This is a genomic window from Photobacterium halotolerans DSM 18316, assembly GCF_000425165.1.
GTDB classification, from domain to species: Bacteria; Pseudomonadota; Gammaproteobacteria; order Enterobacterales; family Vibrionaceae; genus Photobacterium; species Photobacterium halotolerans.
In genome coordinates, this window is the sequence record NZ_AULG01000012.1 from 107902 (window position 1) to 133311 (window position 25410).

Sequence of the window (25410 nt, forward strand, 5' to 3'; positions counted from 1 at the left end):
TCTTGCTGTTCACCGGATGAGGCAGTCTGAAACCGGATCATCGTGTCCGGCCAGCTGTCATGGTGGTGGCGAATACAAAGAGATGGGGATACGGTGGTGGCAAAGTCGGGGCGGGTAGTGTGCGGGGCAGGATGTAACCCGGTTGTACTGTCTGTCCGGGTTACACAAGTCCTGCCGTGTCTGTTCTGATGCCTACAGCTGAGTGACAAATGTGCCTTCTGGCGTAACGGGAAGGTATTTATGGTAGAAATCCAGATAAGCCTGCTCAGGGTTAAGATCGCTGAACAGTTCTGGGTACAGGGCTTTGGCATAAAACTGGATCATCGCGCCATCCATAATCGTTCTGCATGCCCCGTGGTAGGCGGCGTACATACGATTGTTCCGGACGGCGGAAATAGAGCTCCAGCCAAGGCGGTTTTTAAAGCTGGCTAAACGTTGCCTGGCGAGCGCCTCTTGCACACCTTGTCCCATCACCATGGCGTCATCAACACTGCCTGATTCATAACCTGTCATGACAATGACGTCTGGGTTCGCGGCAATGATCTGCTCCGGATTCAGTTTGCCCCACCACTCAACATAAGGCGCGGAAATGTTGTCGCCGCCTGCCATGGTGGCAATAGCGCCCCACATGTTTTTACCGAATGTGTAGCCAACTTCATTGATACCCGCCGCGCCGTATTCTGTATAGACTTTGGGTTTTGCCAGGTTGGCTGAGGCCAGGCGCGTATTGATCAGTTCGATATTACGGCGGTATTCACCGGCGATTTTTTCGGCTCTTTCTTCCTGACCGGTAATCACGCCTATCAGTTGGGTGCTTTGGATGTGGCGCTCAATCGTCTGGGCGTTGTAATCGACAACAATCACCGGGATGCCAGCGCTTTCGATGCGCTCTATTTCTGCGCCTAATGCTTTGTATTGCCAGTCTGCCAGCATCAGTAAGTCAGGCTTGAGACTAATCACTTTTTCAACGGAAAACGTATTGGTGTCAACCCGGCCAATGGCCGGAATGTCCTCTAGCGAAGGACGGTGTTTGACATACAGTTCCCAGTTCGCCGAACGTGCCTGCCAGATATATTTAGACATGCCGACAACATTGTCATACGCCGCTTCTGTGCCGATAGCCATGTAATCTTCCGGGTAAAACCCGACGATGGCTCTTTTCGCAGGAGCGTCAAACGTAACGTCTCTGCCCAGTACATCCGTGACTGTGGTGATTTCTGCAAGCGTCGATGCACTGAACATCAGCGCAGCAATACTGAGTAACTTTTTATACATCAATGAGAATCCTGATTCTTTGTTATCCATATCGGCCAGCACAACCTGGTGCTTACTTAGTCGGCAATCATAATTCGTTCAATAACACTTAAGCAAACTATTATCATTTCTGTTAATGTGCTTACGGAATAAAACCAGCCAGTCAGCCTGATCATGGCAGGTGTCTGGCCGCAATTGTCAACAAATCAAACACATAATCGGGTAATGTCAGATGCAATCTGCAGCAGTATTACAAGCCATTGAGATACAAAGAAAACACGAATATCGTCGCATGATTGTGCTCATCATGTTTTGTCTTGTTTTGATGGCATCCTTTGTGCTGGACATTATGAGTGGTCCATCCATGCTGGATGCTACGAGTGTCTTGCATGCCATCTTTCAGTTTATCGGCTTACCTTTTCAGGTGGACAGCTCGACACAAATCATCGTCACTGATCTGCGACTGCCGATTGCATTGATGGCGATTGTGGTTGGCGGTGCTTTGGGGGTCGGCGGGGCGGAGATGCAGACCCTGCTCAACAACAGTATGGCCAGCCCGTATACGCTGGGGATGGCGGCGGCGGCGGGGTTTGGCGCGGCGATTACGCTTTACTTCGGCTCATTAGGCATAGACAGCGACTACGCCGTTCCGATCGGGGCGTTTATCTGTTGCATGTTGGCGGCCTGTTTCCTGTTTGCTCTGGCTTCTATGCGGCATATCAGTTCCGGACAGCTCATCTTAGCGGGGATCGCCTTACTGTTTCTTTTCCAGTCTCTGCTTTCATTGGTGCAGTTTGTCTCGTCGCCTGAGCTCAGCCAGCAAATCTTATTCTGGCTGTTTGGCAGCCTGTCAAAAGCGACCTGGGGCAATCTGATGATTACTGCTGCTGTGGTGATCTCGGGGTTCTTCTTGTTAATGAAAGATTCCTGGAAACTGACTGCGTTACGTTTAGGCGAGGAGCGTGCGAAAAGCGTCGGGGTGAATGTAAAGCAGCTGCGTCTTAAAACACTGTTTATCGTCGCTCTGATGACGGCAACGATCACCAGCTTTGTGGGGATTATTGGATTTGTGGGGATTGTGGCACCCAATATCGCCAAAATTCTGGTGGGGGAAGATCAGCGGTTTTTTCTACCGCTCTCTTTTTTGATCGGCGCCTTTCTGCTGTCTACGGCTTCGGTGCTGTCTAAAGTGATTGTGCCCGGCGCGTTGTTTCCTATCGGCATCGTTACCGCCATTATTGGGGTGCCTTTTTTCTTTTGGCTAATCATTGCTAAGCGGGGCTAATAGATGTTGACTGTCGACAAAGTAAATATTCAGCTCGGCTCACTCACTTTAGCTCGCGATATGAGCTTTGGCCTGCAACCGGGACAGATTACCGCGATTCTCGGCCCCAACGGCACAGGGAAAAGCACCCTGCTGAAGACGTTATTTGGTGAGATTAAACTGAGTAGCGGAGAGATCCGCTACAGCGGTAATCTCTTGTCCTACAAGTCGCTGGCACAGTGGCGCAATAAGTTTGGTTACATGCCGCAGGATATTAATCTGGATGTCAATTTAACTGTCATTGAAGTGATCCTGCTGGGACGACTGGACGCCCTGAGTCTGCGGGTCGACGACAGAACGCTCAATCAAGCGCTGCATATTCTCGATAATATCGGGATTTCTCATCTGGCAAACCGCAGCGTTAATACCCTCAGTGGCGGTCAGTGCCAGATGGTGCTGTTTGCGCAAGCTTTAATGCGTGATCCGGCGATCATGATGCTGGATGAACCTGTCAGTGCGCTGGATCTGCATCATCAGCACGTCTTGCTGGAGCATCTGGTCAGTCAGACCCGGGAGAAGCAATGCATCACTCTGATGGTCTTGCACGATCTCAATCTGGCTGCGCAGTATGCTGATAACCTGCTGGTGCTCAAGCAGGGCGATCTTGTCGCGAGCGGGCATCCCAAACAGATTCTGACATCAGAGCTGGTCCAGGACATTTATAATGTGGAAGCTCAGGTGATCACTGATGACAGCGGCGTACCTTTTGTGCGCACCCTGCGTTCGATCAAGGCGGCTTAAGTGAGGTGGCACCATCTCATCAGTGACTGGCGGCTGCTGTCGGCCGCCGGCCGCGTTCTGGTGTTTAACAGTTTCAGCTTTAATCTCGGCTTTTACATGCTGCTGCCGTATCTGGCTGAGCATTTGCAGACGCTGGGATTTGACGGCTGGTATATTGGATTGATCATCGGCCTGCGTGTGCTCAGCCAGCAGGGCTTGTTCTTAGTCGGCGGCACGCTAGGCGACAGGTTTGGCTATAAACCTATGATACTGTGGGGCTGCGCTGTACGTATTGTGGGTTTCCTCCTGCTGGGGATCAGTGACAGCTTTGCCGCGATTATCCTGGGGGCCTTCTGCACCGGGTTTGCCGGTGCGCTGTTCACCCCGAGCAGTCAGGCGTATTTGTCGTCCGAGTACCCCAATGCGAGCGATCGTCATCGAGTCTTTGCCTTGCAGAACCTGGCCAAAGAAGCGGGCATGCTGCTCGGGCCGCTGATGGGTCTGACACTGTTTTACGTCAGTTTCAGCTGGGTCGGGTTGTCAGCCGCCGGCGTGTTTGGTCTGCTGTTTGTGCTTCAGTGGCGCTACCTGCCCAGAGATGCCCGGATCCCGGCCAGCACGGAGAAACAGGGGTTTTTGCTCGACTGGTGGTTAATGCTGAAACATAAAGCCTTTATGCACTTCGTGCTGGCCGCCAGTGTCTACCAGGTTCTGTTTCATCAGCTTTATCTTTCCATTCCTCATCAGGCGAAAGTGCAAACCGGTGTACCTTCCGTTATCACCTGGGTGTTTATGGTATCGTCCTTCATGGGAGTGCTGTTGCAATTGCCCGTCAGTCACTGGGTGAATAAAACACTCGGTGTTGCCAAAGGCATGGGCATTGGGATGGCACTGATGGGCAGTGCCTTTCTGGCCCTGAATCTGCACTTTGACCCCTGGTTGCCACTGCCGTTTGTGCTGTGTGCCATGCTGCTCAGTGCCGGCTCCATGATGGTTTACCCGCTGATTGGCGCTTATGTGCCGCGCTTTGCTGATCCGGCCAAACTGGCGAGCTATTACGGCCTGCATTCCTGTATCGGTGGACTGTTTGCGTTTGCAGGAAACTGGGGCGCAGGCTGGTTGCTGGACTTACCTGAGTTTCACTCTGGCTGGCTGTGGCTGACGTTCGCAATACTCGGCGCACTCTCCGGGATTGGCTTGTTTGTGCAGGTCAGCAAGCAGGAGAGAAGCGAACAGCAAGCGCTGGGTGTGTCTTGATTTTCTCGAACAACGTTACCTACTGACCAAAACCAGAACAAGTCGCGCTTCTGTGCCAATCAGCATTGATTAAGTGCTCAAAGATGAGTATCAAGAGGTGCGAGAAAACACGCACCAAGAAAGATAGTTGAATGACGCACCGGCTTTGTTCTATCAGGTGAGCGAAGGTAACAGTAAAAAAGAGTGAATAATCATGAAACCAGGACGAAACGATCCTTGCCCTTGTGGCAGTGGTAAAAAGTACAAGCATTGTTGTATGAACAAGGTGTCAAAACCGCATGCTGAAGTGTTTGATGATGTTGAATCCATGGTGGCCATGAATCCTGATTTGACGCTTGATGAGCTCAATGTGGTGATGCAGCATAAGATGCAGGCGCGCAACAATCGCCCTCATCCAGATTTTTGCGGCTTATCACCCACGCAAATGGCCAATTGGCTTTATGCACCGCTTGATGAATTAAATTGGGTGACTATCAGCACGCCAGATGATTTATCTGGTAGCCCTGTGATGCGTTATCTAGCGCTCATTTTAGACGAAGCGATGCAAAATGACGGCGCGTTTAAAGCCACCAGTAAAGGTAATTTGCCGGCTAAGTTGGTAAAACACGCCAGTGATTTATTGCCTGAGTTTGCTGTGTCACAGTTTGAACGCCACATTAGCATCAGTGAATTTGCCGGCAGTAATGAAGATAAATTCAATGCCTTGCACTATGCCCGTATTTTGGCAGAAACCGCCGGTATTATTTATCGCCGTAGTGGTCAGTTCCATGTTAAAAAGGCCGCACAGAAGTTGTACCAAACACAAGGTGTTCAGGCGTTCTTTAAACCTATGCTCGAAACCGTTATCACCAGATATAACTGGGGCTATTTTGATGCCTTTAAGCAAGATGTCGATTTACGCGCCTTCTGGCTCTTTATGTTGTGGCGCTTGCAAAGCCATGCCAGCCCGGATCAATTAATTGATGATATCGTCACGGCCTTCCCTGATTTATTGCGCCAGCTTGAGCCAGACGATTACTACTCGCCAGAAAAAAGGCTTGGCGTGTTAATTGAATCGCGCTTTATTGAACGCTTTTTACAGTTTTGGGGATTTGTCACTGTCGAGCCTAACCGGTTTGCTGCAGAAGATCGCAAACCGCCAAAAGTGCAGCTTCAGCCGTTGTTAGCGCAAACATTCCAATTCACACTTTAGCACTAATAAAACGTTAAACAGGTTACCGTGAGCGAATATCAATCCTACCGATTTGAGCGTCTGGACGGGGTTTTAGGCAGTAAACAACGCCAAGCTCTGAGGCAAATTTCAAGCCGTGCTGAGATCACCGCCACGTCTTTTCAGGTGTATTATCACTACAGCGGTTTAAAAGCTGAGACGGCTGATGTTGTACTCAACTACTTTGATATTGGGTTTTATTATGCCGATTGGGGTTTTATTGAGGCGTACATTAAGCTGCCAATTGGCACCATACCTGAGGACTTATTGCAGAGCGGTGATCATGGCTTCTATGTTCATGCAACTGACCAATGGCAGTTGTTGGTATTCTCGTTAGAGGAATACGACGACTATTTAGATGATGAACAGGCGGATGATTTTTTTCAGCATTTGGCCAGCTTGCGGAGTGAATTGATACAAGGTGATTGGCGGCTTTTGTATTTTATGTGGCTCAGAGAGTTAGACAGCAATGATGAGCTTGCTGCTGTGCCAATGATTAATTTTGATTTCAATCACCTAAGTGATGCGCAAACCGCTTTTGCTGGCTTATTTGGTGTTCCTTTAGGACTGGTGAAAGCGCTCGCATTGGCGCTGGAAGAAAAGCCCAGTCATAGTGCAAAGCACAATCGTTTTCATATAGATGATTGGCTTAGTCAGCTTTCTGAAAAAGAAAAAGATCAGCTGTTAACCGCCTTGTTTGAACAGGGACAGTTATCTCGTCACCAAGCTCTGGCAATGACAAGGAAAGAGCAAGTTAACGAGCCAGTTAATTATCAACATTGGTTGAGTGCGCAAATTATCGAGCCTTATATAGCCATTGCGCAGCAACAATTAAAGCAAGAACAAGCGATTGCGTTAGCGACAAGACTGGCAGCAGAAAAAGCTGCAAAGGAAGCAAAGCTCTCAGAAGTTTACAATCAGCGTGATCAAGTTTGGCAACGCGCGCAAGAGCAAGCAAGCCGAACGTGTGCCAGTGGCTACGATCAAGCGTCTCGTTATCTGCATCAACTCGCAGAGGCTTACCAATTCAAAGGAGAAGCCTTGGATTTTGAGTGCCGTTTTGAGCGATTTATCTCTAGTAATAACAGCCGTAAAGCGCTGTTAAACCGGCTGCAAGACCTGTTACCAAGGGCGTAATGCTACGCCTCTTGCCTCAATACAAAAATTTGATAGCTGGAAAGCTAACAGTGAGGTGGGCATAGACCCTGCTTTGGAGCATTTAATACGTTTTCGCGCATTAAGGTGTTGGGTTCAGTTTTCAATACATTTGTGTAATCAAGGCAGGTCTACAAAACATGACCAAATACGCTAGGGTTTGTCGATCTTTTCAGTAAAGCTTTACAAGCTGCTCACTATATTGGGCAGTACCGGAAAGACTAACCCTGGCATTCCGTTCTAATCCCGCACCTTGAGTGCTAAAAGTTTGTCGCTAGTGATAAATCACAATGAAAGTAGGACTATATTCCCAGTTTTTAATTAAAGGTGGGAACATAGTCCTACTCTGATCTACGTTTAGATTTGTCAAATGATCAAAGTGGGACTATATTCCCATTATCTCTTCAAAAATAGGAATATGGTCCTATAGGTGGCGGTATGGCAAAGCGAGATTTACACAATGTACTGTTTCCTAAGCAGCGCAAAATTCTCACGCATTTTGGTGAGGATTTATTGCTAGCAATGAAGCGTCGGGGGTTAACCAAGAAGATGCTCTGCGAGCGAACGGGGTTTGATCATAAAACGGTAAATAAGGTATTTGCTGGCGATCCTGGTGTAGCTATAGGTACTTACTTGAAAATTATGGCTGTGCTGGGAATGGAGAATAACTTTTCTGAAATGGCTGCCCATGACGAACTAGGCATTAAGTTGCAAAACATCAAACTACTGGAAGGTTCAAAATGAGCCGTGAATTGGTAGAGGTTTATGCGAATTGGCACCCCATTGATCAGCCATTATTAATTGGCCATTTGGCTTACAGTGACTCAAGTCGTGGTGGTGTGTTTAGCTTTGCTTATGACAAGGCATTCCTAAAATCATCGTATCGTTTGCAAATTGATCCTATGCTGACACTGCATGCGGGTGAATTATACAATGACGAAGCGGATAAAAACTTCCGTGCTTTTTTAGATTCATCCCCAGATCGTTGGGGACGTATTTTGATGCAGCGCCGGGCAGCGATCGAATATCGAAAGGGTATTAGGTCGAGTAGTCGACTTACTGAACTTGATTATTTGCTTGGTGTACATGACTCCTACCGAATGGGTGGTATTCGTTTTAAGCGATCCGGCTTAGCTGATTTTCTTGACCGTGATTTTTTAGACAATAATGCTGAATTTGCAGCTCCTCCCATGGCATCGCTGCGTGAGTTAGAGCATGCCGCCATCCAAATTGAAAAAGACGACAACATCGACAGTGACGAATATTATCGCTGGTTGAAAATGTTGATTTCACCTGGTTCATCATTAGGTGGTGCAAGGCCAAAGGCCTGTGTTACTGATGAGTCTAACCACTTGTGGATAGCTAAGTTTCCCAATTTAAATGACACCTATGATGTCGGTGCATGGGAGATGGTGTGTTATGAGCTGGCTTTAGCGGCGGGTGTTGACATGTTTCCGAGTGAAATCCGAAAATTCTCGACACAGCACCATACCTTTTTAACCAAGCGCTTTGACCGAGAGGGAAACAAACGTCTGCATTTTTCATCGGCAATGACGCAGCTCCAGTACTATGATGGTGAGCATTCGCACGGTGCCAGTTACCTGGAGATTGCCGAATTTCTCTCGAATCAGGGGGCACAAACTAAAGCCGATCTGGCGCAGTTATGGCGACGGATCGTGTTTAATATCGCTGTGTCTAACACCGACGATCACCTGAGAAACCACGGTTTCCTGCTAACCAATAAAGGTTGGAAATTATCACCGGCTTATGACTTAAACCCGATTGTTGGCAAGCATGGGCTTCATCTGAATATTACCGACACAGACAACGCGCTCAACTACCAACTGGCTTTTGACGTGAAAGATTTTTTCAGGCTCTCGCAGAGCGAGGCAACGCAAATTTATGATGAAGTGCTAAACGCAGTTAAGCAGTGGCAACAAGTTGCGCAGCGATTGGGGATCAGCCGAGCAGAGCAAGCCGTAAAGCAAGTAGCGTTTAATGTTTAAGCCACGGGTCAATGCCGTCTCTTATTTTTTATGAGACAGGTTGAAAACGTTCTGGCGTCCGCAAGGGACATTAAATGGAAACTGCCCACCACTTTGCCCATCACTTAATCAGCAACTGGCAACGGACAACTGCAAACCTGTGAGGACGGGAAAAATAAAAAAGCCCTGTATTTACAATGCTCTTAACAAGGGAATACAGGGCTTCTGAGACGTGCTTGGATGGGTGAAGAACTTACTCTATATTCTGGATCTGTTCGCGCATCTGCTCAATCAGCACTTTGAGTTCGACAGCAGCAGCGGTGATCTCTGTGTTGATGGATTTGGAGGCGAGGGTGTTCGATTCGCGGTTAAATTCCTGCATCATGAAGTCCAGACGTCGGCCACAGGCGCCGCCTTTTTTCAGGATTTTGTGGGTTTCTTTAACGTGGGAATCCAGGCGATCCAGCTCTTCGGCGACATCACTTTTCTGCGCCAGCATGATCAGTTCCTGCTCGATGCGGTTGGCATCCAGCTCGACTTTGGCTTCTTCCAGGCGATTGAGAATGCGATCGCGTTGCCATTGCATGACTTCAGGCATCAGGGCGCGCACCTTGCCGGCTTCTTCTGAGATAGCGGCCAGGCGCTGATCAATCAGATCTTTCATATTGGCCCCTTCGCTGGCGCGTGCCGCCAGGAAGTCGTCCACCGCGCCGTCAAATGCCGTCAGCAGTTCCTGGTTGATGGTGTCCATGTCCTGCTCAGGCGTTTCCATCACGCCGGGCCAGTTCAGTACCTGAAACGGGCCGATATTGCCTTCACCTGCGGCTTCTTTTACCCAGCTTGCTGCCTTGATCACCTGCTTGGCCAGCTGCTCGTTGATACGCAGTTCGCTGCTGGAAGCAGGATTGGCTTCAAAGCGCAGGCTGCACTCGACTTTGCCCCGGGCCAGACGTTGGCGGAAGCGCTCGCGCAGGACAGGTTCCAGGCTGCGGAACTGTTCTGGCAGGCGCAGGTAAGTTTCCAGGTATCGCTGGTTTACCGAGCGGATTTCCCAAACGGCGCTGCCCCAGTCGCCTTTTACTTCGCGACGGGCATAGGCGGTCATACTGTGAATCATTGGCTATCGGCCCTTAAGAAATGATGGCTTGATTATACGCGCCGGTACGAATAATGGAAATCTCTCCTGGGCGGGAGCATGCGGACAGGCGTGCACTGCGACGCAGATCTGGCTATAATCGCCGGTTAATGTCTGCCGGCCGTACAGCGGCTTTGTTTTCAGCACTCAATATCAGCCAAGGTGAAACCCGATGCGTCCAAGTGGAAGAAGTGCCAGTCAAGTTCGTCCTATTACTATCACCCGTCATTTCACCGCCCATGCCGAAGGGTCGGTATTGGTTGAGTTTGGCGATACCAAGGTCATATGTACCGCCAGTGTTGAAGAAAACGTGCCGCGCTGGCTGAAAGGCAAAGGCCAGGGCTGGGTGACGGCGGAATACGGCATGCTGCCACGCGCGACCCATTCCCGTAACCGTCGTGAGGCGGCTAACGGTAAGCAGGGCGGCCGGACACTGGAAATTCAGCGCCTGATTGCCCGCAGCCTGCGCGCGGCGGTGGATCTGGAAGTGCTGGGCGAGCAGATGATCACGGTCGACTGTGATGTGATTCAGGCCGACGGCGGTACGCGCACCGCCTCTATCACAGGGGCCATGGTGGCGCTGACTGATGCGATCAATCTGATGATGGAAAAAGGCCAGCTGAAGAAAAACCCGCTGAAAACCACTATCGCTGCCGTGTCTGTGGGCATCTATCAGGGGACGCCAGTGTGCGATCTGGATTACGCGGAAGACTCTAATGCCGAGACCGATATGAATGTCATCATGAACAGTGACGGCAAGATTATTGAGATTCAGGGGACGGCTGAAGGGGATGCCTTCAGTACGGAAGAATTAATGGAGATGCTGTCGTTAGCCAAAGACGGCATTGCCGAGATCATCACTATCCAGCAGGCGTCGCTGGAAAGTTAATGTTTTTGGAGCGGTTCCTGTGGAGCCGCTTTTTTTTGCCCGCGGCACGGTAAGGCTGCGGGGATTGACCGGCCAGCGCTCGTGTCTGGCTGAAGCATGCGACCAATCGCTCGAGGAGAAACAATGAAAGCATATCAGCGTCAGTTCATCGAATTTGCTTTGGAAAAAGGCGTATTGAAGTTTGGTGAGTTCACCCTGAAGTCTGGCCGTCAGAGCCCGTATTTCTTTAATGCCGGCCTGTTTAATACCGGTCGCGATCTGGCGCGTCTGGGCCGCTTTTATGCCGCGGCACTGGCAGATTCCGGCATTGAATTTGATGTACTGTTTGGTCCTGCTTACAAAGGCATTCCGATCGCCACTACGACTGCGGTCGCACTGGCCGATCACCATGATGTGGACACGCCTTACTGCTTTAACCGCAAAGAAGCCAAAAACCACGGTGAAGGCGGCAATCTGGTGGGCAGCCCGCTGGAAGGCCGCATTATGCTGGTTGATGATGTGATTACGGCCGGCACGGCAATCCGCGAGTCGATGGCAATCATCCAGGCCAACGGGGCAGATCTGGCCGGTGTGCTGGTGGCGATTGACCGTCAGGAAAAAGGCAAAGGCGAACTCTCCGCGATTCAGGAAGTGGAGCGCGACTTCGGTTGTGCGGTGATTTCTATTGTCTCGCTGGGCGATGTGGTGAGCTATCTGGAAGAGCAGGATGGCATGGACGCGCACCTGGAAGCGGTGAAAGCGTATCGCGCTCAGTACGGTATCTGATTCTGCTTGTTGCAGGGCAGAACATGGAATGAAAAAGAAAAAGGGTTGGCAATGTGCCAACCCTTTTTTGTGTTCTGAATATCACTGTGTTCTCGATACTGATGTGTGCTGAGCCCGATACAAGAAGGGATGAAAAAGGTTAGCTCAGCTGACCGGTCAGCAGTTCCCAGTAAGCATCGAAATTGTCATTCGGCTTGTGACGGAAGCTGGAGCGCACAAAGCGGTTATAACTGCCTTCTACCTGGCCCAGCAGCTGGGCGGATAACAGGTTTTCATCAATGGGGAAACCACGGCCTTCGCGCAGTTTGCGCTCACGCAGGATCTGACGCAGCTGGGTTTCAATGCGCTCGAACAGCTGGTTGATACGCGACTGTAACCTGTCTTGCTCAAACATCAGGGCATGGCCTGTCATGATGCGGGTGAGCCCGGGATTGCGCTCGGCAAAGACCAGCAATAACTGCAGCACCATACGCAGGCGGGTCATGGTGTCTTTTTCGTCATCCAGGATACGGTTAATACGTGTAGTGATCGAGTCTTCAATAAATTCGATCAAGCCTTCAAACATACGGGCTTTGCTGGGAAAGTGGCGATACAGTGCCGCTTCGGAAACGCCCACCTGGGCAGCCAGTTTAGCGGTAGTAATGCGCTGGCTCCCCTGGTTGGATTCCAGCATTTCAGCCAGCGCTTGTAAGATTTCTTCGCGGCGGTTGTTTTTTTTATTGCCAGCCATGAATAACCGTTCCTTTTCGATATAAGACTGTGTCCGGACAGAAAAAGCCTGACTATCTTAGCCATGCGCACAGGGCATGGAAAGTGTCTGGATCAGGCAGTGTTATCTGTATCGACAGCCAGAGTGTAAGCTTGAGAGCTGGCTGCCAAAAATGAATGAACCGCTGAGTATTTTGCCTGTTTCGCTGAGAGTTCAACGAAATAGGCTTAGTCTTGTGCTTTGTAGCGGTCGATGATCTCAGTAATTAATTGTCGCCCCAGTGATGCTTTGTCTGTCAGGGGCAGTGCCTTGTCACCGTTCTTCCAATACAGGTGGAGGGCATTGGTATCACTGTTAAATCCTTGTCCCTGCTGCGCGACATCATTGGCACAAATCAGGTCGAGGTTTTTACGCTGCAGCTTGTCCTGCGCATAGCGCGCGACATCTTGTGTTTCGGCGGCAAAGCCTACAGTAAACGGACGTTGGTCAGTCAGGGCGGCGACGCTGGCGATAATATCCGGATTTTTCACCAGTTTCAGTACCAGCTCGTCCTGTCCTTGCTGCTTTTTCATTTTTTGTGACGCCATTTCCGCCGGGCGGAAATCAGCCACTGCCGCGCAGCCAATAAAAATATCATGCGCCTTTGCCTGCTCAGTGGCGGCCTGGTGCATGTCTACAGCACTTTCTACGTCGATACGGTTAACGCCGGCCGGGGTAGCAAGGTTGACCGGGCCACTGATCAGCGTGACGCTGGCACCGCGTTGTGCTGCTGCCTGCGCAATGGCGAAGCCCATTTTGCCTGAGCTGTGATTGGTGAGGTAGCGCACCGGATCCAGGGCTTCCCGGGTCGGGCCGGCAGTAATGGCAATACGGACACCGGTCAGATCTTGTGGCTGGCATGCGTTTTCTATCTTATTCACCAGTGCCATAGGTTCCAGCATCCGGCCCGGACCGACATCGCCACAGGCTTGCTCGCCGCTGGCAGGGCCCCAGATTTTATGTCCCCAGCTTGCCAGCACCGACAAGTTGTCCTGGGTGGCAGGCTGGCGATACATTTGCTGGTTCATGGCGGGCGCGACAGCAATCGGCGCGCTGGTGGCCAGACATAAGGTCGTCAGCAGGTCGTTGCCCATACCGGCACGGAGGCGGGCAATCAGATCGGCGGAGGCGGGTGCCAGCAGCACTAAATCTGCCCATTTTGCCAGTTCAATATGGCCCATGGAGGCTTCGGCGGCGGGGTCGAGCAGGCTGTCGGCCACCGGATGACCGGAAACGGTCTGCATGGTGAGCGGGGTAATGAATTCCTTGGCGGCCGGGGTCATGACGACGCGAATCTCTGCGCCTCGTTCAATCAGACGCCGTGTCAGCTCCGCGCATTTGTATGCTGCGATGCCGCCGCTGATCCCCAGAAGTATTTTCTTTCCTGCCAGTGTTTTCATTCGCTTGCCTGTGTCGTGAAAAAACTGGCAACAAGATATCACCAAAGCGATGAGGTTTCATCGCTTTAGTCGTGAGAAAAATGCCGTCGGGCTGTGATGGAGGGCAGAGACCGGGTCACCGCTCGACACAGTAAGGCCGGCATGCTGTAACAAGACACCAGAGCTGCGTCAGCCGCCGCATTTTCAAGTATCGGGCTTTGTATCGGGCGCAACATGTGCGTTTCTTTGCCACAGACACAGTAAAAGGGTTGAAGCGCCATGGTATTGAAACATCTGCCTGCGGAATCGCGTCCCAGGGAAAAATTGCTGCAGCGCGGGGCCAATGCGCTGTCAGATGCAGAGCTGCTGGCCATCTTTTTACGCACTGGCCTGCCGGGCATGAATGTGATTGAGCTGGCCGGCCAGTTGCTGGAAGAATTCGGTTCTCTGCGCGCGTTACTGGCGGCTGACTGCAAATCGTTTTGTCAGCACAAAGGGTTGGGACCGGCTAAATATGTTCAGCTGCAGGCGGTGCTGGAGATGAGCCTGCGTTATTTATCAGAGAAACTGGCGAAAGGCGATGCCCTCAGCAGCCCGGAATATACGCGGCAATATTTAAGCCAGATGCTGCGTGATCGCCATCGCGAGGCCTTTTATGTGTTGTTTCTGGATAACCAGCACAGGGTGATTAGCGGTGAGGTGATGTTTGAAGGAACGATCGATGCTGCCAGCGTTTATCCGCGAGAAGTGGTAAAAAGATCGCTGGAACTTAATGCAGCGGCGTTGATTTTAGCGCATAATCACCCCTCAGGCGTGGCGGAGCCAAGTCAGGCCGATCGGCGAATTACTCAGAGGATCAGCGATGCGCTGGCCTTGGTAGATATTCGGATCCTCGATCATTTTGTCGTCGGAGACGGGGAAGTGATTTCTTTTGCTGAAAGAGGATGGCTGTAACTATCAAGCTGATTATTGTGCAGCTTGATGTCACACTAGGCCGAAATTGATCAAAAAGACGAGAAAGGATCTGCTCGGGACTTGAGCAACTGGTTTTGACTTAGTATAATGCGCGACCTTTGATAGCTTCGGTTAGGTGGAATGCTTTTTGCGTTCGGTTAATCGCGGTTGATATCGAGCTGAAACGATTTGGAGAAGACAGTAATGTCCCGAGTATGCCAAGTAACTGGTAAACGTCCTGTAACGGGTAACAACCGTTCACACGCACGTAATGCCACCAAGCGTCGTTTTCTGCCGAACCTGCAAACTCATCGTTTCTGGGTAGAAAGCGAAAAACGCTTCGTTAAACTACGTCTTTCTGCGAAAGGCATGCGTATCATTGACAAGAAAGGTATTGATACCGTTCTGTCTGAAATGCGTGCTCGCGGCGAGAACGTTTAAGAGGATTTGAAGAATGGCTAAAGGCATTCGTGAGAAGATCCGTCTGGTATCATCTGCCGGCACTGGACACTTCTACACTACCGACAAAAACAAACGTAACATGCCAGGCAAATTTGAGATCAAGAAATTTGATCCAGTTGTTCGCCAGCACGTTTTGTACAAAGAAGCAAAAATCAAGTAATTGGTTTCTTCTGCTTTTTGATAAAAACCCAGCCAAGGCTGGGTTTTTTTATGGCTGTCGGTCAGGAAGCGGATTATGATCACTGACTCATACTTAGTGCTGGAGAGACGATGAAACTGTCGCGTAAGGGATGGAACAACATCATCATCATTGGGGTGTTGCTGTTTTTAGCTATGATTCAGCTACCGGAATTGATTCAGCAGCGGATGATGCAGGCCACCCCGGCCGAGCAAGCGTCCGCCGGACTAGTGCGCTTACTTCCTGCTGACGGCAGCATTGAAAAGCTGGTGCTGCCCAATATTATTTTCAGCCGCCATCAGCAAGACTGGCAGTCCGAGCCCGTTATAGCCGGCGATCCCTCGGCCATAGTGGCAAACTGGCAGGATGTCGCCGGTACTAAAATCGACTCAGAAACCTTGGCCCAGCTCAATGATAAGCTGGCCTCGCCACGTAGCGTGGAAGTGTGGCTGGACAATCATGAAGAACCTTACCGCCTGACTGTGTATCAGCTTCCCCAGTTCTGGCTATTGCAAAACTGGCAGGGAGAATGGCTGGCGATTACTGTCGAGGCCAGCTACCTGTTCCCTGAAATCTGATATCCTTCGCTCACCTGTTACTAAAGATTAGCCAGAGAGAAGATGCCTGAATTACCTGAAGTTGAAGTCAGCCGCATGGGGATCACGCCTCATGTGGTGGGTCAGACCGTCATCAGTGTGACGGTTCGCAATGCCAGCCTGCGTTGGCCCGTCCCCGGTGAATTACAGCTATTGCAGGGGCAGACCATTCGTGGTGTGACGCGCAGAGCCAAATACCTGCTGCTGGAAACCGATGCCGGCTTTGCCATTATTCACTTGGGGATGTCAGGCAGCTTGCGTATTTTGCCCGCCGAAGTGCCGCCGGTGAAACACGATCATGTTGATGTGCTGCTCGCCAGCGGTGAAGTGCTGCGCTATAACGACCCCCGCCGGTTCGGTGCCTGGCTGTGGCAGGAACGTGACAGCGAACATCCTGTGCTGAGTAAGCTCGGACCGGAGCCTTTGGCTGAGGGCTTTGATGCCAAGTACCTGGCGGAAAGGGCCAAAGGTAAGCGCACTGTGATTAAACAGTTCATCATGGATAACCAGGTGGTTGTCGGGGTGGGGAACATTTATGCTAACGAATCCCTGTTTGCGGCGCGAATCCATCCGCAGACCCCGGCAGGGCAACTGACGGCGGAGCGGCTGGCTGCTCTGGTGGATGAAATCAAGCGGGTGCTGAGTAAGGCGATTGCCCAGGGCGGCACAACACTGAAAGATTTCAGGCAAAGTGACGGTAAGCCGGGCTATTTTGCCCAAGAGTTGCAAGTGTACGGAAAAGCGGGGAAACCCTGTCCGAACTGCGGACATATCCTGAATGAGGTCAAAATCGGCCAGCGTGCTACAGTCTATTGTAGTGAGTGCCAACGATAATAAGTTTGTCAGAGAGATAGGCCCTCATATCTGTCTTTAGGGAAGAGAAGGAGGGCAGCAACACGCCTTCTTCGGGGGTGTGCATGCGCTTTTTGGTAACAGGAGTGGCCGGTTTCATTGGCAGTGCAGTGGCTCAGCGTTTGTGCCATATGGGCCATCAAGTGGTGGGCATTGATAACTTCAACAGCTACTACGATGTGAAGCTGAAGCAGGCCAGAGTCAGGCATATTGCCCACCCGGCGCTCTTGGTGCTGGATGGCGATATCGCAGACAGGGAAACCATTGCCCGTCTGTTTCTCACCCACAGATTTGAGAGAGTGATTCATCTGGCCGCGCAGGCCGGGGTTCGCTATTCGCTGGATAACCCTATGACCTACGCCGACAGTAACCTGACTGGCCATCTGACCATTCTGGAAGGCTGCCGCCGCCATCAGGTCGAGCATCTGGTGTACGCCTCTTCCAGCTCGGTGTACGGCCTCAATCGCAAGCAGCCTTTCTCGACATCTGACAGCGTCGATCACCCGGTATCTCTGTATGCCGCGACCAAAAAAGCCAATGAACTGATGGCACACACTTATTCCCATCTCTATGGCCTGCCTACCACGGGTTTGCGCTTTTTTACTGTCTACGGACCGTGGGGCAGACCCGACATGGCATTATTTCGTTTTGCCGAGGCGATCATGGCCGGTCAGCCTATCGAGGTCTATAACCACGGCGATATGCGGCGCGATTTCACCTACATTGATGATATTGTCGAAGGCGTGGTCAGAATTCAGGATATTGTTCCTGCCTCTCAGCCCGACTGGAGCACCGAAGAGGGCTCGGCGGCCAGCAGTTCAGCGCCGTACCGTGTGTACAATATCGGCCATGGCCAGCCGGTTAAGCTGATGGACTTTATTGCCGCGCTGGAAAAGGCACTGGGCAGAGAAGCCCGCAAAGACTACCTGCCGATGCAGCCGGGCGACGTATACGCCACCTTTGCCGATACCGACGATTTATTTGAGGCCACGGGGTTCAGACCACAGGTGGGTATTGAACAGGGGGTGCAGCAATTTGTGGACTGGTATCTGGGGTATTACGGGCAACCAGCGCAGGCAAACACAGCGGCACGCTGAATGGCGAGCCGCGGTATCTGTGTATTTGGATTTGCGTGTTATTTGGCCAGCTTGGCCTTCAGTGCCTGTGCCACAGTCGGGTGCACAAACTGATCTACCTGCCCTTTGTGCAGCGCCACTTCTTTGACTATGGTGGAGGAGATAAAGGAGTTTTCCTCGGCCGGGGTCAGGAAAACCGTTTCCAGCTCCGGCATCAGGCGGCGGTTCATGTTCGCCAGCTGAAACTCATATTCAAAGTCTGACACCGCGCGCAGGCCACGAACCAGAATCGTTGCTTGCTGCTCACGGGCAAAATCGACCAGCAGACCAGAAAACCCCACCACTTCAACATTACTGAGATGACTGGTGATGGCTTTGGCGAGATTCACCCGCTCCTGCAGGTCAAACAACGGTTTTTTGCTCGGGCTGAAAGCGATACCGACCACCACCTGATCGAACATGGCGGCAGCGCGCTCAATCAAATCCTGATGGCCGTTGGTGATAGGGTCAAAAGTGCCGGGGTAAATGACTCGGGTTGTCATGATTTTTCATCCAGAAATTTATCAATGCCGTTTTCGCAACGTGTCAGCTTCTGACGGACGGTATTTTCCAGTATCTCATCGTTTTTGGCTAATGATGCTCTTGAGCTCTCATCATGGTAAAGATGGTAACCTACACCGGCAAATTTGAGATACAGCCTTTTTTTACCACTATTGAGCATGCGGTGAACAAATTCACTGTCTTCACGGCCCCAGCCGACAAAGTCTTCATTAAAGCCGTTGACCTCGATCAGATCGTCTCGCCAGAAAGCCATATTACAGCCGCGCGTTGAGGCATCGTTATTGCGCTCGTACGAGCACAATTTGCTGAGCCAGGTGCTGCTGATGCAGTTGTGGCGGTTTTTAATGCCCGGCGAAAACAGGGTGGGTACCACATGCTGATGCATGATCTGCTGGCTGATGTTATCGTTCGCCAGCACGCGTCCCCCCTGAACGAAATAACCGATCTTTGCCGCCCGCTTATGAGAACGAATAAAATCCGGAGACATGACAATATCGCCATCAATCATAATGATATAGTCCGCCTGCGATTTAGCCATAGCACGGTTACGGCTCATGGCGAGCTGGAAACCGTCATCGGGTTGCCAGGAATGTATCAGGGGGCAGGGGAACTGTGTTTGGTAGGATTGAATCAGTTCAGCGGTATCTGCTCGGGAGCCATCATCAGCAATGATCACTTCATCAGGTAACTCAGATTGGCGCTTCACGCTGTCCAATACAGCCTGTAAGGCTTCTTTCCAGTTGTAAGTCGTAATAATGAGAGCGACTTTCATTGATTTCTCTCTTTTTGATAATCCCGTAGCCAGAGATCAATATATTTTACGAAGGTCGAGTGCATGCTGAGCCACGCCAGAATAAAACCATGTCGGCCATCAAGAAAACCGAGCTTGAGAATGTACATTTTCAGAAAACTGGCAAGGGCATGCAGCAGAGCGGTACCCAGTCCGGCTTTTTTCCGGCCTTCCCGTTCATCCGTCCAGGCTTTGAGGTATTGGGTGGTTTTGCCTATGTAATGGTGCAGGTTGTCATAGGTAAAATGCAGTAACCGGCCTTTCAGAGCCCGGATCTCCAGGCCGTCAGTCAGCACTTTTTCATGTACCAGCGCATCGTTATAGTGGGTTTCGTCGCGGCGGTAAAGCCGTATCACCCAATCCGGTGACCAGCCAGAATGGTGAATGGTTTTGCCAAAGGCGTCGCTCAGCCGGTTTATCTTAAAGGCAACGCCGGTCGGGTTGCCGGTTAGCGCAGACTGTATGGCCGCTTTCAGCTCAGGAGTGACCCTTTCATCGGCATCCAGTACCAAGACCCAATTTGTGGTTGCATGTTGCTGGGCGCGCTGGCGCTGCGGGCCAAAGCCGGGCCAGTCGTCATAGCGGAAGAATTTATCTGTGTAGCGACGGGCAATGTGTTCTGAATCATCTGTACTGCCTGAGTCAATAATCACGATTTCGTCGACCCAGTCTTTCACGGTATCCAGGCAGGCAGCCAGATGGTTGGCTTCGTTCTTGATGATCATCAGCACACCCAAAGTGGTGTGGCAGGTGTTAGGCGCCATTAGGTGTCCAGTTTTCAGGTAGATGAGTAGTGACTGTCAATGCAGTGATATGCCAACGATTATGCCGACCGGGGTGGTGAATGTAAAACCCCGGCCTTGATTCAGGGATCAATCTATCGCTTTCATTTCGTTTGAAATGCATACGATCACAGTTCAGAGGTGATTTTGTCGAACATCGTGATGACGCGCTCTGCCGTGATGCGTTTCATTGCCTCGTCATCTTTAACCCGACTGCGCCAGGGCAGCTGTTCAGGGGCCTTGCCCGTTTCAGCCGCAATGCATTCATCATATACACTCACCACATACTGCTGTGACAGGTAAGGGCCGGTACGTTTGGGGTTATGGTGGGCATACAAGCCAAGCACCGGGGTACCGACAGCCACTGCCATGTGGGCCGGGCCGGTATCCGGCGCACACACCAGTGCCGCCTTCTGTAGCAGGGCCAGCAGTTGTTTCAGGCTGCTCTGGCCAATCAGGTTGGTGATCGGGAAATTGAGCTTTTCTTCAATGGCATTACCCAGATCAACCTCAATTTTTGCCGGACTGCCGGCCAGAATGATCTCATAGCCCTGTCGGTGGGCATGGCGGGCTAGCTCGGCATACCCTTCCGGCGTCCAGTTTTTATAGCCTTTACTGGCCGCGGGTGTGATGACCAATGTCGCGTCCTGATGGATTTGCTGATCGGCCCAGCGGTGGTCATCTTCGGATAAAGGGATGTCCCACTCAGGCGTCAGATCGCTGACACCCAGAGTGGCGGCAAACTGCATGAAGCCATCCAATACATGCGGGGAATCGGGCGACGGGACTTTCACATTGGTGAACAGCTGCTGAAGGTCGCTGCTGCGGGCGGCATCAAATCCCAGCTTGTATCTGGCTTTGATGCCGAGACTGACGATACTGGCACGAATGGCGGTTTGCATATGCAAAAGCGCATCAAAACGTTCACCTCTGAGGGCCTGCCAGACGGCTTTGTAACCCTGCCAGCCCTGCTTTTTATCGAAGATGATCACCCGGATGCCCGGTAAATCTTTCAGCAGCCGGGCCTCTGCTTTGCCGCAGATCCAGGTCAGGCGTGTTTGAGGCCATTGCCGCTGGATAGCCTGTGCCATGGCAATACTGTTGCAGACATCACCAATCGCCGACAGGCGCAGGATGCACAAAGACTGGGGAGCGGAGTGGAATAATGTCATGACACCTGCTTTCAACGGAATAGATGTGATTGTGTGTTGGCAATTATATACATATAGCATGCCGGAATCAGCGTGATTGCGCGAACACTGTGCAAAGATTCTGTCTATGCCATGACGGGCACGGACAAACCTGTATAAAATAGATCTTTTCAGTAGTTTGGGATACCGCGCGATGGAAATACGGGAGCAAGATAACTGTCAGGTCATGTTTGACCCTGCTTTGCTGGCAGAAGATCCCTGGCAGTGCTTTGAGCCGGATTTCTGGCAGCGTCAGCAGGCTGTGCTGGGCAGTGCCAAAGGGCGGGGAACCACCTGGTTTGTGCGCGGCGAACGGATCGAGATGGCATTGCGGCATTACTTCCGTGGCGGGCTGTTCGGTAAGCTGGTGAAAGATCAGTATTGGTTCAACACCTGGTCAGCTTGCCGCAGCATGGCTGAGTTTTCCCTGCTGCAACATCTGGTCGAGCAGGGTGTCAGGGTACCGAGACCAGTGGCGGCACGGGTTTGCAAATCCGGGCCTTACTATCGGGCTGATCTGCTGACGGAAAAAGTGCCGCAGGCCACTGATCTGGTGGCGCGTTTGCAGCAGGGTGCGTTGTCGTCAGAACAATGGCAGGCGGTGGGTGAGATGATTCGCCGTATGCATGACTGCCGGGTCAATCACACAGATCTGAATGCGCACAATATTTTGCTGGATGACCAGGAGCAGATCTGGCTGATCGATTTTGACAAATGCAGTATTCATCGTGGCGATGATGGCTGGCAGGAGGACAATTTGTCCCGGCTGCACCGCTCTTTTGTCAAAGAAGTCGATAAAGCCGGTATTCACTGGCAGGAAAGCGACTGGCAGCAACTGTTGTCGGGTTACCGCCGATCGCCTTCCGATTAATCGAGGCTGGCAGAGAGTGCGTGCAAGGTGCGCGCAATGGCCCCCTGATTGGCTTTTACCACGGCAAGGGCGGCCTGACCCGTCTTGGTCTGCACTGTGTTATCTGCCATCAGGCGTGATACGGCGCGCGCTAATTCCTCGCTGTTGCCGACGATTTCTGCGCCACCCGCGTTTAACAGCTGAGTGGTGATGTCGGTAAAGTTGTAATAGCTCGGGCCACTCAGAACAGGTTTTGCCAGTGCGGCGGGCTCAAGTAAGTTGTGACCGCCGACTTTGTCGCCCAGCAGGCTGCCGCCGACAAATGCGAGATCGCAGGCGCCGAGCAGCAGCATCATTTCACCCATGGTGTCGGCCAGATAGACCTGTTTACCGGCCAGCGGCTCACTGGCCTGAGTGCGGCGGGCGGCGGCAAAGCCCTGTTGCACAATCAGTGTGTAGACAGCGTCGAATCGCTCCGGGTGTCTGGGCACCAGAATCAGCAGCGCGTCAGGATGGCGGCGCAATACTTGCCTGTGTGCTTCAAGCACCTGCTCATCTTCGCCCTGATGGGTGCTGGCGGCAATCCACACCGGACGCTGGCTGCCCAGCTCATCTCTCAGTATCTCGCTGGCCTGTTCCAGTCCTTCGGGTAACGCAAGGTCAAACTTGACAGAGCCGGTGATCTGCACCGCTTCCGGCGCAACCCCTAAGCGGATGAAGCGCTCGGCATCATCCTGGTGCTGGCACAAGACCAGATCCAGATTATGCGCCAGCAGGTTAAACAGGGGTTGTACTTTGGCATAGCGCTGGCAGGAGCGCTCAGATAAGCGGGCGTTAAAAATGGTGACCGGCAGGCCGGCACGTTTGGCTTCGGCCAGCGTATTGGGCCAGAGCTCGGTCTCCATGATGCAAAGCGCACGTGGTTGCTGCGTGCGGATGAAGCGGCGCAGTGCCCAGGGAAAATCGAGCGGCATATAGCGGTGTTCAACCAGTGCTCCGAGGCGTGCGGCCTGCTCTGCTCCCGTGGCTGTCGTGGTCGTCAGCAGTATCGCTAAATCGGGATATTGGGCTTTCAGCGCTTTGATCAGCGGTGTGACAGCCAGGGTCTCTCCGACGGACACGGCATGTATCCATAGCGGGCGCTGGCCCTTCACCTGAGGACTGATCCCGAAATGCTCTTTCCAGCGCTGACCAACAGGCGGGACACCCGGCCGCTTTTTATAGAGTGACACCAGCAGCAACGGGGCCGCCACAGCGAGCAGGCAGGTGTAGAGAAAGCGCAGCATCAGTTATTGGCTTCCTGCTGCCATTGGCCGGACAGTTCGAAATATTTCTTCAGTACCAGCAGACCTATCAGCTTCTCCTGCCGCGGATGACAGAACTGTTGGACGTGTTCATGGGCATTGGCAATGATAGCTTCAGCCGCTTCAGGGTGCTGGCTGTAGTAGCGGATTTTTTCTTCAATATCAGAAAAGTCATCCTGCAGTTCGACATAATGGACACCGGCTTTGAGCGTGCCTTCCATAAACCATGTCTCGTATTTAGGCTTGGGCATCATACACAGAGAGTTCGATGACATCGCCCACTTAAGGTTAGTGGCGACATCGTTGCCTTCGATACAGAGAATGAATTTATAACCGAGCTGATCAGCAATCGACATGAAGCCTTTATCCCACGGCTGCGGGGTATCGCTGGGATTGGTCTGGCCGATATCGCAAAGGGGATGGTTGTAGTATTGCCTGACGAAGCTGGCACGATGGGGCTGGTAGGCAGCTCCGCGCCAGACGGCCTTGTCTGTTTTCTCACGAAAGCTCAGCGAATCTTCAATGAAATTGAAGTGGCGGACTTTATTGAGCTTAAATAAAACGGCGTTGGCATTATCACCGGCAATAGGCCGGGCTTTGACCAGGAACGGGTAAGGCTCCAGGTGGGTGTCATCGCCAAAGCGGTAGGTCACTTTGAAGTGACGATCAAAGTAGTGCAGGTACTCTTTCAGATCGTAATAGTAGGCACTCTGGCCTTTCTTGCGATAACGCTTAATGGATACGGCTTTATCGTCGGGCAACGTAAACGCGTCATTGTGCCTGAGGTAATAATTGACCCTGGAGGCAATGTAATGCCTGTCGTATTTATCCAGTGTATTGAGGAGATACTGTAATCTGCGATGGTAGATTACCTTGGGCGTCAGAGAGCGCAGTATGTTACGACTGTAGAAAGCGACTTTGTTATTTTTATGTCGATGTATCAATGTCATCATAGATCTGTTTTGGGAATCGTTAGGCCGTCAATGGCTTGAATGACACGCTCTGCCGGTAAATCTTTCAGGCACTTAAGGTGCCCGTACGGGCATTCTCGTTTAAAGCACGGACGGCACTCAATATCTGTATATACGATGGCGACCTGTTCTGCCAGCGGCGGGGTATAGTCTGGTGACGTCGAGCCATAAATGGCGACCACTTTACAGCCAACCGCCGCGGAGACGTGCATCAGACCCGAATCGTTACTGACAACCGTATGACAGGCAGCGAGCAGGTCAACCGCTTCAATCAGGCTGGTTTGCCCGGCTAAATCGTGGCAGAAAGCTTGTAAATCAGCGGGAAGCGCTTGTCTGATGGCGGTGGTGACAGGCTGATCTTTTACTGAGCCGAACAGCCAGACTTGCTTACCCTGCTCAATCATTCTCTGCGCAACCTGAGCAAAATAGGCGTCTGGCCAGCGTTTGGCCGGACCAAATTCTGCCCCAGGACAAAGGCCAATCACAGGGCGATCATGATTGAGCGCCAGGCGCTTCATCGCACTGGCCTGATTATGACTGTCAACTGTCAGTGCCGGTTTGGGCAATGATGGCAGCGCTGCACTGCCGGTCATGTCCGCTTTGGGATAAGCCAGTGCGCAGTAGCGCTCTATCATCAGACCGAAATCACGCTTGTTGCCACGCAGATCAGTGAGCAGACCGTAGCGGCTTTCCCCTTTCCAGCCGGTACGGACCGGAATGCGGGCAAAAAACGGGATCAGCGCAGATTTCGCTGAATTGGGCAGGATATACGCCTGATCATAACCATGCTCACGCAGAGTGCGTCCAATCCGGTAGCGACCTTTGAGGTTAAATTCACCGTGGCCGATTGGCATCTCAAGCGCACGGTGTACCTCGGGCATACGCTCCAGAATAGGCCGGCACCAGGCCGGTGCCAGTACATCAATCTCAGCCTGCGGATACTGCTGCTTCAGACTGGTATACAGGCATTGCGACATCACCATATCGCCAACCCAGGAAGGACCGATAATAAGAATTTTCATA

At 51.8% G+C, this 25410-nt stretch carries 27 protein-coding genes; 16 read left to right on the plus strand and 11 right to left on the minus strand.

Going from position 1 to position 25410, the window contains the following annotated elements; translation table 11 throughout:
- Positions 1 to 192 precede the first annotated feature (192 nt).
- A complete protein-coding gene (locus tag H511_RS0100545) occupies positions 193 to 1275 on the minus strand; it encodes an ABC transporter substrate-binding protein (RefSeq protein ID WP_027250551.1) in 1083 nt (360 codons plus the stop codon).
- 211 nt (positions 1276 to 1486) lie between these two features.
- Here H511_RS0100545 and H511_RS0100550 point away from each other — a divergent pair, with 211 nt between their 5' ends.
- The 7 genes from H511_RS0100550 to H511_RS0100580 all read left to right on the plus strand — a co-directional run bounded on the left by H511_RS0100550 (position 1487) and on the right by H511_RS0100580 (position 8926).
- Positions 1487 to 2539: a FecCD family ABC transporter permease gene (locus tag H511_RS0100550; RefSeq protein WP_027250552.1), complete on the plus strand. Its 1053-nt coding sequence runs from the start codon at positions 1487 to 1489 to the stop codon at positions 2537 to 2539.
- A 3-nt stretch (positions 2540 to 2542) separates the two neighbouring features.
- Positions 2543 to 3319 carry an ABC transporter ATP-binding protein gene (locus tag H511_RS0100555; protein WP_027250553.1) on the plus strand — a complete coding sequence of 259 codons (777 nt, stop codon included), beginning with the start codon at positions 2543 to 2545 and terminating at the stop codon, positions 3317 to 3319.
- Complete coding sequence (locus H511_RS0100560) at positions 3320 to 4555, plus strand: MDR family MFS transporter (RefSeq protein ID WP_027250554.1); 1236 nt, start codon at positions 3320 to 3322, stop codon at positions 4553 to 4555. It begins immediately after the preceding gene.
- Between the two features lie 193 nt (positions 4556 to 4748).
- Positions 4749 to 5747, plus strand: a complete 999-nt coding sequence (locus H511_RS0100565) for a YecA family protein (protein WP_027250555.1) — start codon at positions 4749 to 4751, stop codon at positions 5745 to 5747.
- Positions 5748 to 5774: 27 nt separating this feature from the next.
- A complete protein-coding gene (locus tag H511_RS0100570) occupies positions 5775 to 6902 on the plus strand; it encodes a hypothetical protein (protein ID WP_027250556.1) in 1128 nt (375 codons plus the stop codon).
- 456 nt (positions 6903 to 7358) lie between these two features.
- Positions 7359 to 7664: a helix-turn-helix domain-containing protein gene (locus H511_RS0100575; RefSeq protein ID WP_027250557.1), complete on the plus strand. Its 306-nt coding sequence runs from the start codon at positions 7359 to 7361 to the stop codon at positions 7662 to 7664.
- The gene (locus H511_RS0100580; protein WP_027250558.1) at positions 7661 to 8926 is read left to right on the plus strand and encodes a type II toxin-antitoxin system HipA family toxin; all 1266 of its coding nucleotides are present in this window, start codon (positions 7661 to 7663) and stop codon (positions 8924 to 8926) included. Before H511_RS0100575 ends, H511_RS0100580 begins: the two co-directional genes overlap by 4 nt.
- Before the next feature lie 232 nt (positions 8927 to 9158).
- On the opposite strand, the gene H511_RS0100585 is transcribed toward H511_RS0100580, so the two are convergent.
- Positions 9159 to 10022: a YicC/YloC family endoribonuclease gene (locus H511_RS0100585; RefSeq protein WP_027250559.1), complete on the minus strand. Its 864-nt coding sequence runs from the start codon at positions 10020 to 10022 to the stop codon at positions 9159 to 9161.
- 190 nt (positions 10023 to 10212) lie between these two features.
- Between H511_RS0100585 and rph the strand changes: the two genes are divergently transcribed.
- Positions 10213 to 10929: a ribonuclease PH gene (gene rph, locus H511_RS0100590; RefSeq protein ID WP_027250560.1), complete on the plus strand. Its 717-nt coding sequence runs from the start codon at positions 10213 to 10215 to the stop codon at positions 10927 to 10929.
- 123 nt (positions 10930 to 11052) lie between these two features.
- Positions 11053 to 11694 (plus strand): orotate phosphoribosyltransferase, encoded by a 642-nt coding sequence (pyrE, locus tag H511_RS0100595; protein WP_027250561.1) that lies wholly within the window; start codon positions 11053 to 11055, stop codon positions 11692 to 11694.
- A 139-nt stretch (positions 11695 to 11833) separates the two neighbouring features.
- Here the strand turns inward: pyrE and slmA are convergent, their stop codons facing one another.
- The gene (gene slmA, locus H511_RS0100600) at positions 11834 to 12424 is read right to left on the minus strand and encodes a nucleoid occlusion factor SlmA (RefSeq protein WP_027250562.1); all 591 of its coding nucleotides are present in this window, start codon (positions 12422 to 12424) and stop codon (positions 11834 to 11836) included.
- A gap of 206 nt (positions 12425 to 12630) precedes the next feature.
- Positions 12631 to 13842 (minus strand): bifunctional phosphopantothenoylcysteine decarboxylase/phosphopantothenate--cysteine ligase CoaBC, encoded by a 1212-nt coding sequence (coaBC, locus tag H511_RS0100605; protein WP_027250563.1) that lies wholly within the window; start codon positions 13840 to 13842, stop codon positions 12631 to 12633.
- A gap of 258 nt (positions 13843 to 14100) precedes the next feature.
- On the opposite strand from coaBC, the gene radC reads away from it, so the two are divergent.
- From radC to H511_RS0100635, 6 genes are all read left to right on the plus strand, one after another.
- Entirely contained in the window at positions 14101 to 14775 is a 675-nt protein-coding gene (radC, locus tag H511_RS0100610; protein WP_027250564.1) for a RadC family protein, read from the plus strand.
- 204 nt (positions 14776 to 14979) lie between these two features.
- Positions 14980 to 15216, plus strand: coding sequence for a 50S ribosomal protein L28 (gene rpmB / locus H511_RS0100615; RefSeq protein WP_027250565.1), 237 nt, complete (start codon positions 14980 to 14982; stop codon positions 15214 to 15216).
- Between the two features lie 13 nt (positions 15217 to 15229).
- Entirely contained in the window at positions 15230 to 15397 is a 168-nt protein-coding gene (gene rpmG / locus H511_RS0100620) for a 50S ribosomal protein L33 (RefSeq protein WP_005371942.1), read from the plus strand.
- Between the two features lie 110 nt (positions 15398 to 15507).
- On the plus strand, positions 15508 to 15993 hold the full coding sequence (locus H511_RS0100625; RefSeq protein WP_027250566.1) for a hypothetical protein: 486 nt from the start codon (positions 15508 to 15510) through the stop codon (positions 15991 to 15993).
- A 42-nt stretch (positions 15994 to 16035) separates the two neighbouring features.
- Complete coding sequence (gene mutM / locus H511_RS0100630; protein ID WP_027250567.1) at positions 16036 to 16845, plus strand: bifunctional DNA-formamidopyrimidine glycosylase/DNA-(apurinic or apyrimidinic site) lyase; 810 nt, start codon at positions 16036 to 16038, stop codon at positions 16843 to 16845.
- A gap of 83 nt (positions 16846 to 16928) precedes the next feature.
- Positions 16929 to 17960 (plus strand): NAD-dependent epimerase, encoded by a 1032-nt coding sequence (locus tag H511_RS0100635; protein WP_027250568.1) that lies wholly within the window; start codon positions 16929 to 16931, stop codon positions 17958 to 17960.
- A gap of 38 nt (positions 17961 to 17998) precedes the next feature.
- On the opposite strand, the gene coaD is transcribed toward H511_RS0100635, so the two are convergent.
- From coaD to H511_RS0100655, 4 genes are all read right to left on the minus strand, one after another.
- Entirely contained in the window at positions 17999 to 18481 is a 483-nt protein-coding gene (gene coaD, locus H511_RS0100640; RefSeq protein WP_027250569.1) for a pantetheine-phosphate adenylyltransferase, read from the minus strand.
- A complete protein-coding gene (locus tag H511_RS0100645) occupies positions 18478 to 19272 on the minus strand; it encodes a glycosyltransferase family 2 protein (RefSeq protein WP_027250570.1) in 795 nt (264 codons plus the stop codon). The genes coaD and H511_RS0100645 overlap by 4 nt, the downstream gene beginning before the upstream one ends.
- A complete protein-coding gene (locus tag H511_RS0100650; RefSeq protein WP_027250571.1) occupies positions 19269 to 20054 on the minus strand; it encodes a glycosyltransferase family 2 protein in 786 nt (261 codons plus the stop codon). Before H511_RS0100650 ends, H511_RS0100645 begins: the two co-directional genes overlap by 4 nt.
- Positions 20055 to 20200: 146 nt before the next feature.
- Complete coding sequence (locus H511_RS0100655) at positions 20201 to 21244, minus strand: glycosyltransferase family 9 protein (protein WP_027250572.1); 1044 nt, start codon at positions 21242 to 21244, stop codon at positions 20201 to 20203.
- Between the two features lie 172 nt (positions 21245 to 21416).
- On the opposite strand from H511_RS0100655, the gene H511_RS0100660 reads away from it, so the two are divergent.
- Positions 21417 to 22133: a 3-deoxy-D-manno-octulosonic acid kinase gene (locus H511_RS0100660; RefSeq protein WP_027250573.1), complete on the plus strand. Its 717-nt coding sequence runs from the start codon at positions 21417 to 21419 to the stop codon at positions 22131 to 22133.
- On the opposite strand, the gene waaA is transcribed toward H511_RS0100660, so the two are convergent.
- The 3 genes from waaA to waaF are packed head-to-tail and all read right to left on the minus strand — an operon-like array spanning position 22130 to position 25409.
- Positions 22130 to 23401 carry a lipid IV(A) 3-deoxy-D-manno-octulosonic acid transferase gene (gene waaA, locus H511_RS0100665; protein WP_027250574.1) on the minus strand — a complete coding sequence of 424 codons (1272 nt, stop codon included), beginning with the start codon at positions 23399 to 23401 and terminating at the stop codon, positions 22130 to 22132. The genes H511_RS0100660 and waaA overlap by 4 nt on opposite strands.
- Positions 23398 to 24369, minus strand: a complete 972-nt coding sequence (locus H511_RS0100670) for a glycosyltransferase family 90 protein (RefSeq protein ID WP_237582827.1) — start codon at positions 24367 to 24369, stop codon at positions 23398 to 23400. The genes waaA and H511_RS0100670 overlap by 4 nt, the downstream gene beginning before the upstream one ends.
- On the minus strand, positions 24366 to 25409 hold the full coding sequence (gene waaF / locus H511_RS0100675) for a lipopolysaccharide heptosyltransferase II (RefSeq protein ID WP_027250576.1): 1044 nt from the start codon (positions 25407 to 25409) through the stop codon (positions 24366 to 24368). Before waaF ends, H511_RS0100670 begins: the two co-directional genes overlap by 4 nt.
- Position 25410 lies beyond the last annotated feature (1 nt).

Bases quoted from the DNA above. Each gene is read 5' to 3' on its own strand.
- H511_RS0100545 (WP_027250551.1), bottom strand. From the start codon at position 1,275: ATGTATAAAAAGTTACTCAGTATTGCTGCGCTGATGTTCAGTGCATCG.
- coaBC (WP_027250563.1), bottom strand. From the start codon at position 13,842: ATGAAAACACTGGCAGGAAAGAAAATACTTCTGGGGATCAGCGGCGGC.
- H511_RS0100645 (WP_027250570.1), bottom strand. From the start codon at position 19,272: ATGAAAGTCGCTCTCATTATTACGACTTACAACTGGAAAGAAGCCTTA.
- H511_RS0100550 (WP_027250552.1), top strand. From the start codon at position 1,487: ATGCAATCTGCAGCAGTATTACAAGCCATTGAGATACAAAGAAAACAC.
- H511_RS0100650 (WP_027250571.1), bottom strand. From the start codon at position 20,054: ATGGCGCCTAACACCTGCCACACCACTTTGGGTGTGCTGATGATCATC.
- H511_RS0100575 (WP_027250557.1), top strand. From the start codon at position 7,359: ATGGCAAAGCGAGATTTACACAATGTACTGTTTCCTAAGCAGCGCAAA.
- H511_RS0100580 (WP_027250558.1), top strand. From the start codon at position 7,661: ATGAGCCGTGAATTGGTAGAGGTTTATGCGAATTGGCACCCCATTGAT.
- rph (WP_027250560.1), top strand. From the start codon at position 10,213: ATGCGTCCAAGTGGAAGAAGTGCCAGTCAAGTTCGTCCTATTACTATC.
- H511_RS0100660 (WP_027250573.1), top strand. From the start codon at position 21,417: ATGGAAATACGGGAGCAAGATAACTGTCAGGTCATGTTTGACCCTGCT.
- H511_RS0100670 (WP_237582827.1), bottom strand. From the start codon at position 24,369: ATGATGACATTGATACATCGACATAAAAATAACAAAGTCGCTTTCTAC.
- H511_RS0100625 (WP_027250566.1), top strand. From the start codon at position 15,508: ATGAAACTGTCGCGTAAGGGATGGAACAACATCATCATCATTGGGGTG.
- H511_RS0100635 (WP_027250568.1), top strand. From the start codon at position 16,929: ATGCGCTTTTTGGTAACAGGAGTGGCCGGTTTCATTGGCAGTGCAGTG.
- pyrE (WP_027250561.1), top strand. From the start codon at position 11,053: ATGAAAGCATATCAGCGTCAGTTCATCGAATTTGCTTTGGAAAAAGGC.
- H511_RS0100585 (WP_027250559.1), bottom strand. From the start codon at position 10,022: ATGATTCACAGTATGACCGCCTATGCCCGTCGCGAAGTAAAAGGCGAC.
- rpmG (WP_005371942.1), top strand. From the start codon at position 15,230: ATGGCTAAAGGCATTCGTGAGAAGATCCGTCTGGTATCATCTGCCGGC.
- coaD (WP_027250569.1), bottom strand. From the start codon at position 18,481: ATGACAACCCGAGTCATTTACCCCGGCACTTTTGACCCTATCACCAAC.
- rpmB (WP_027250565.1), top strand. From the start codon at position 14,980: ATGTCCCGAGTATGCCAAGTAACTGGTAAACGTCCTGTAACGGGTAAC.
- H511_RS0100655 (WP_027250572.1), bottom strand. From the start codon at position 21,244: ATGACATTATTCCACTCCGCTCCCCAGTCTTTGTGCATCCTGCGCCTG.
- H511_RS0100565 (WP_027250555.1), top strand. From the start codon at position 4,749: ATGAAACCAGGACGAAACGATCCTTGCCCTTGTGGCAGTGGTAAAAAG.
- H511_RS0100555 (WP_027250553.1), top strand. From the start codon at position 2,543: ATGTTGACTGTCGACAAAGTAAATATTCAGCTCGGCTCACTCACTTTA.
- radC (WP_027250564.1), top strand. From the start codon at position 14,101: ATGGTATTGAAACATCTGCCTGCGGAATCGCGTCCCAGGGAAAAATTG.
- mutM (WP_027250567.1), top strand. From the start codon at position 16,036: ATGCCTGAATTACCTGAAGTTGAAGTCAGCCGCATGGGGATCACGCCT.
- waaF (WP_027250576.1), bottom strand. From the start codon at position 25,409: ATGAAAATTCTTATTATCGGTCCTTCCTGGGTTGGCGATATGGTGATG.
- slmA (WP_027250562.1), bottom strand. From the start codon at position 12,424: ATGGCTGGCAATAAAAAAAACAACCGCCGCGAAGAAATCTTACAAGCG.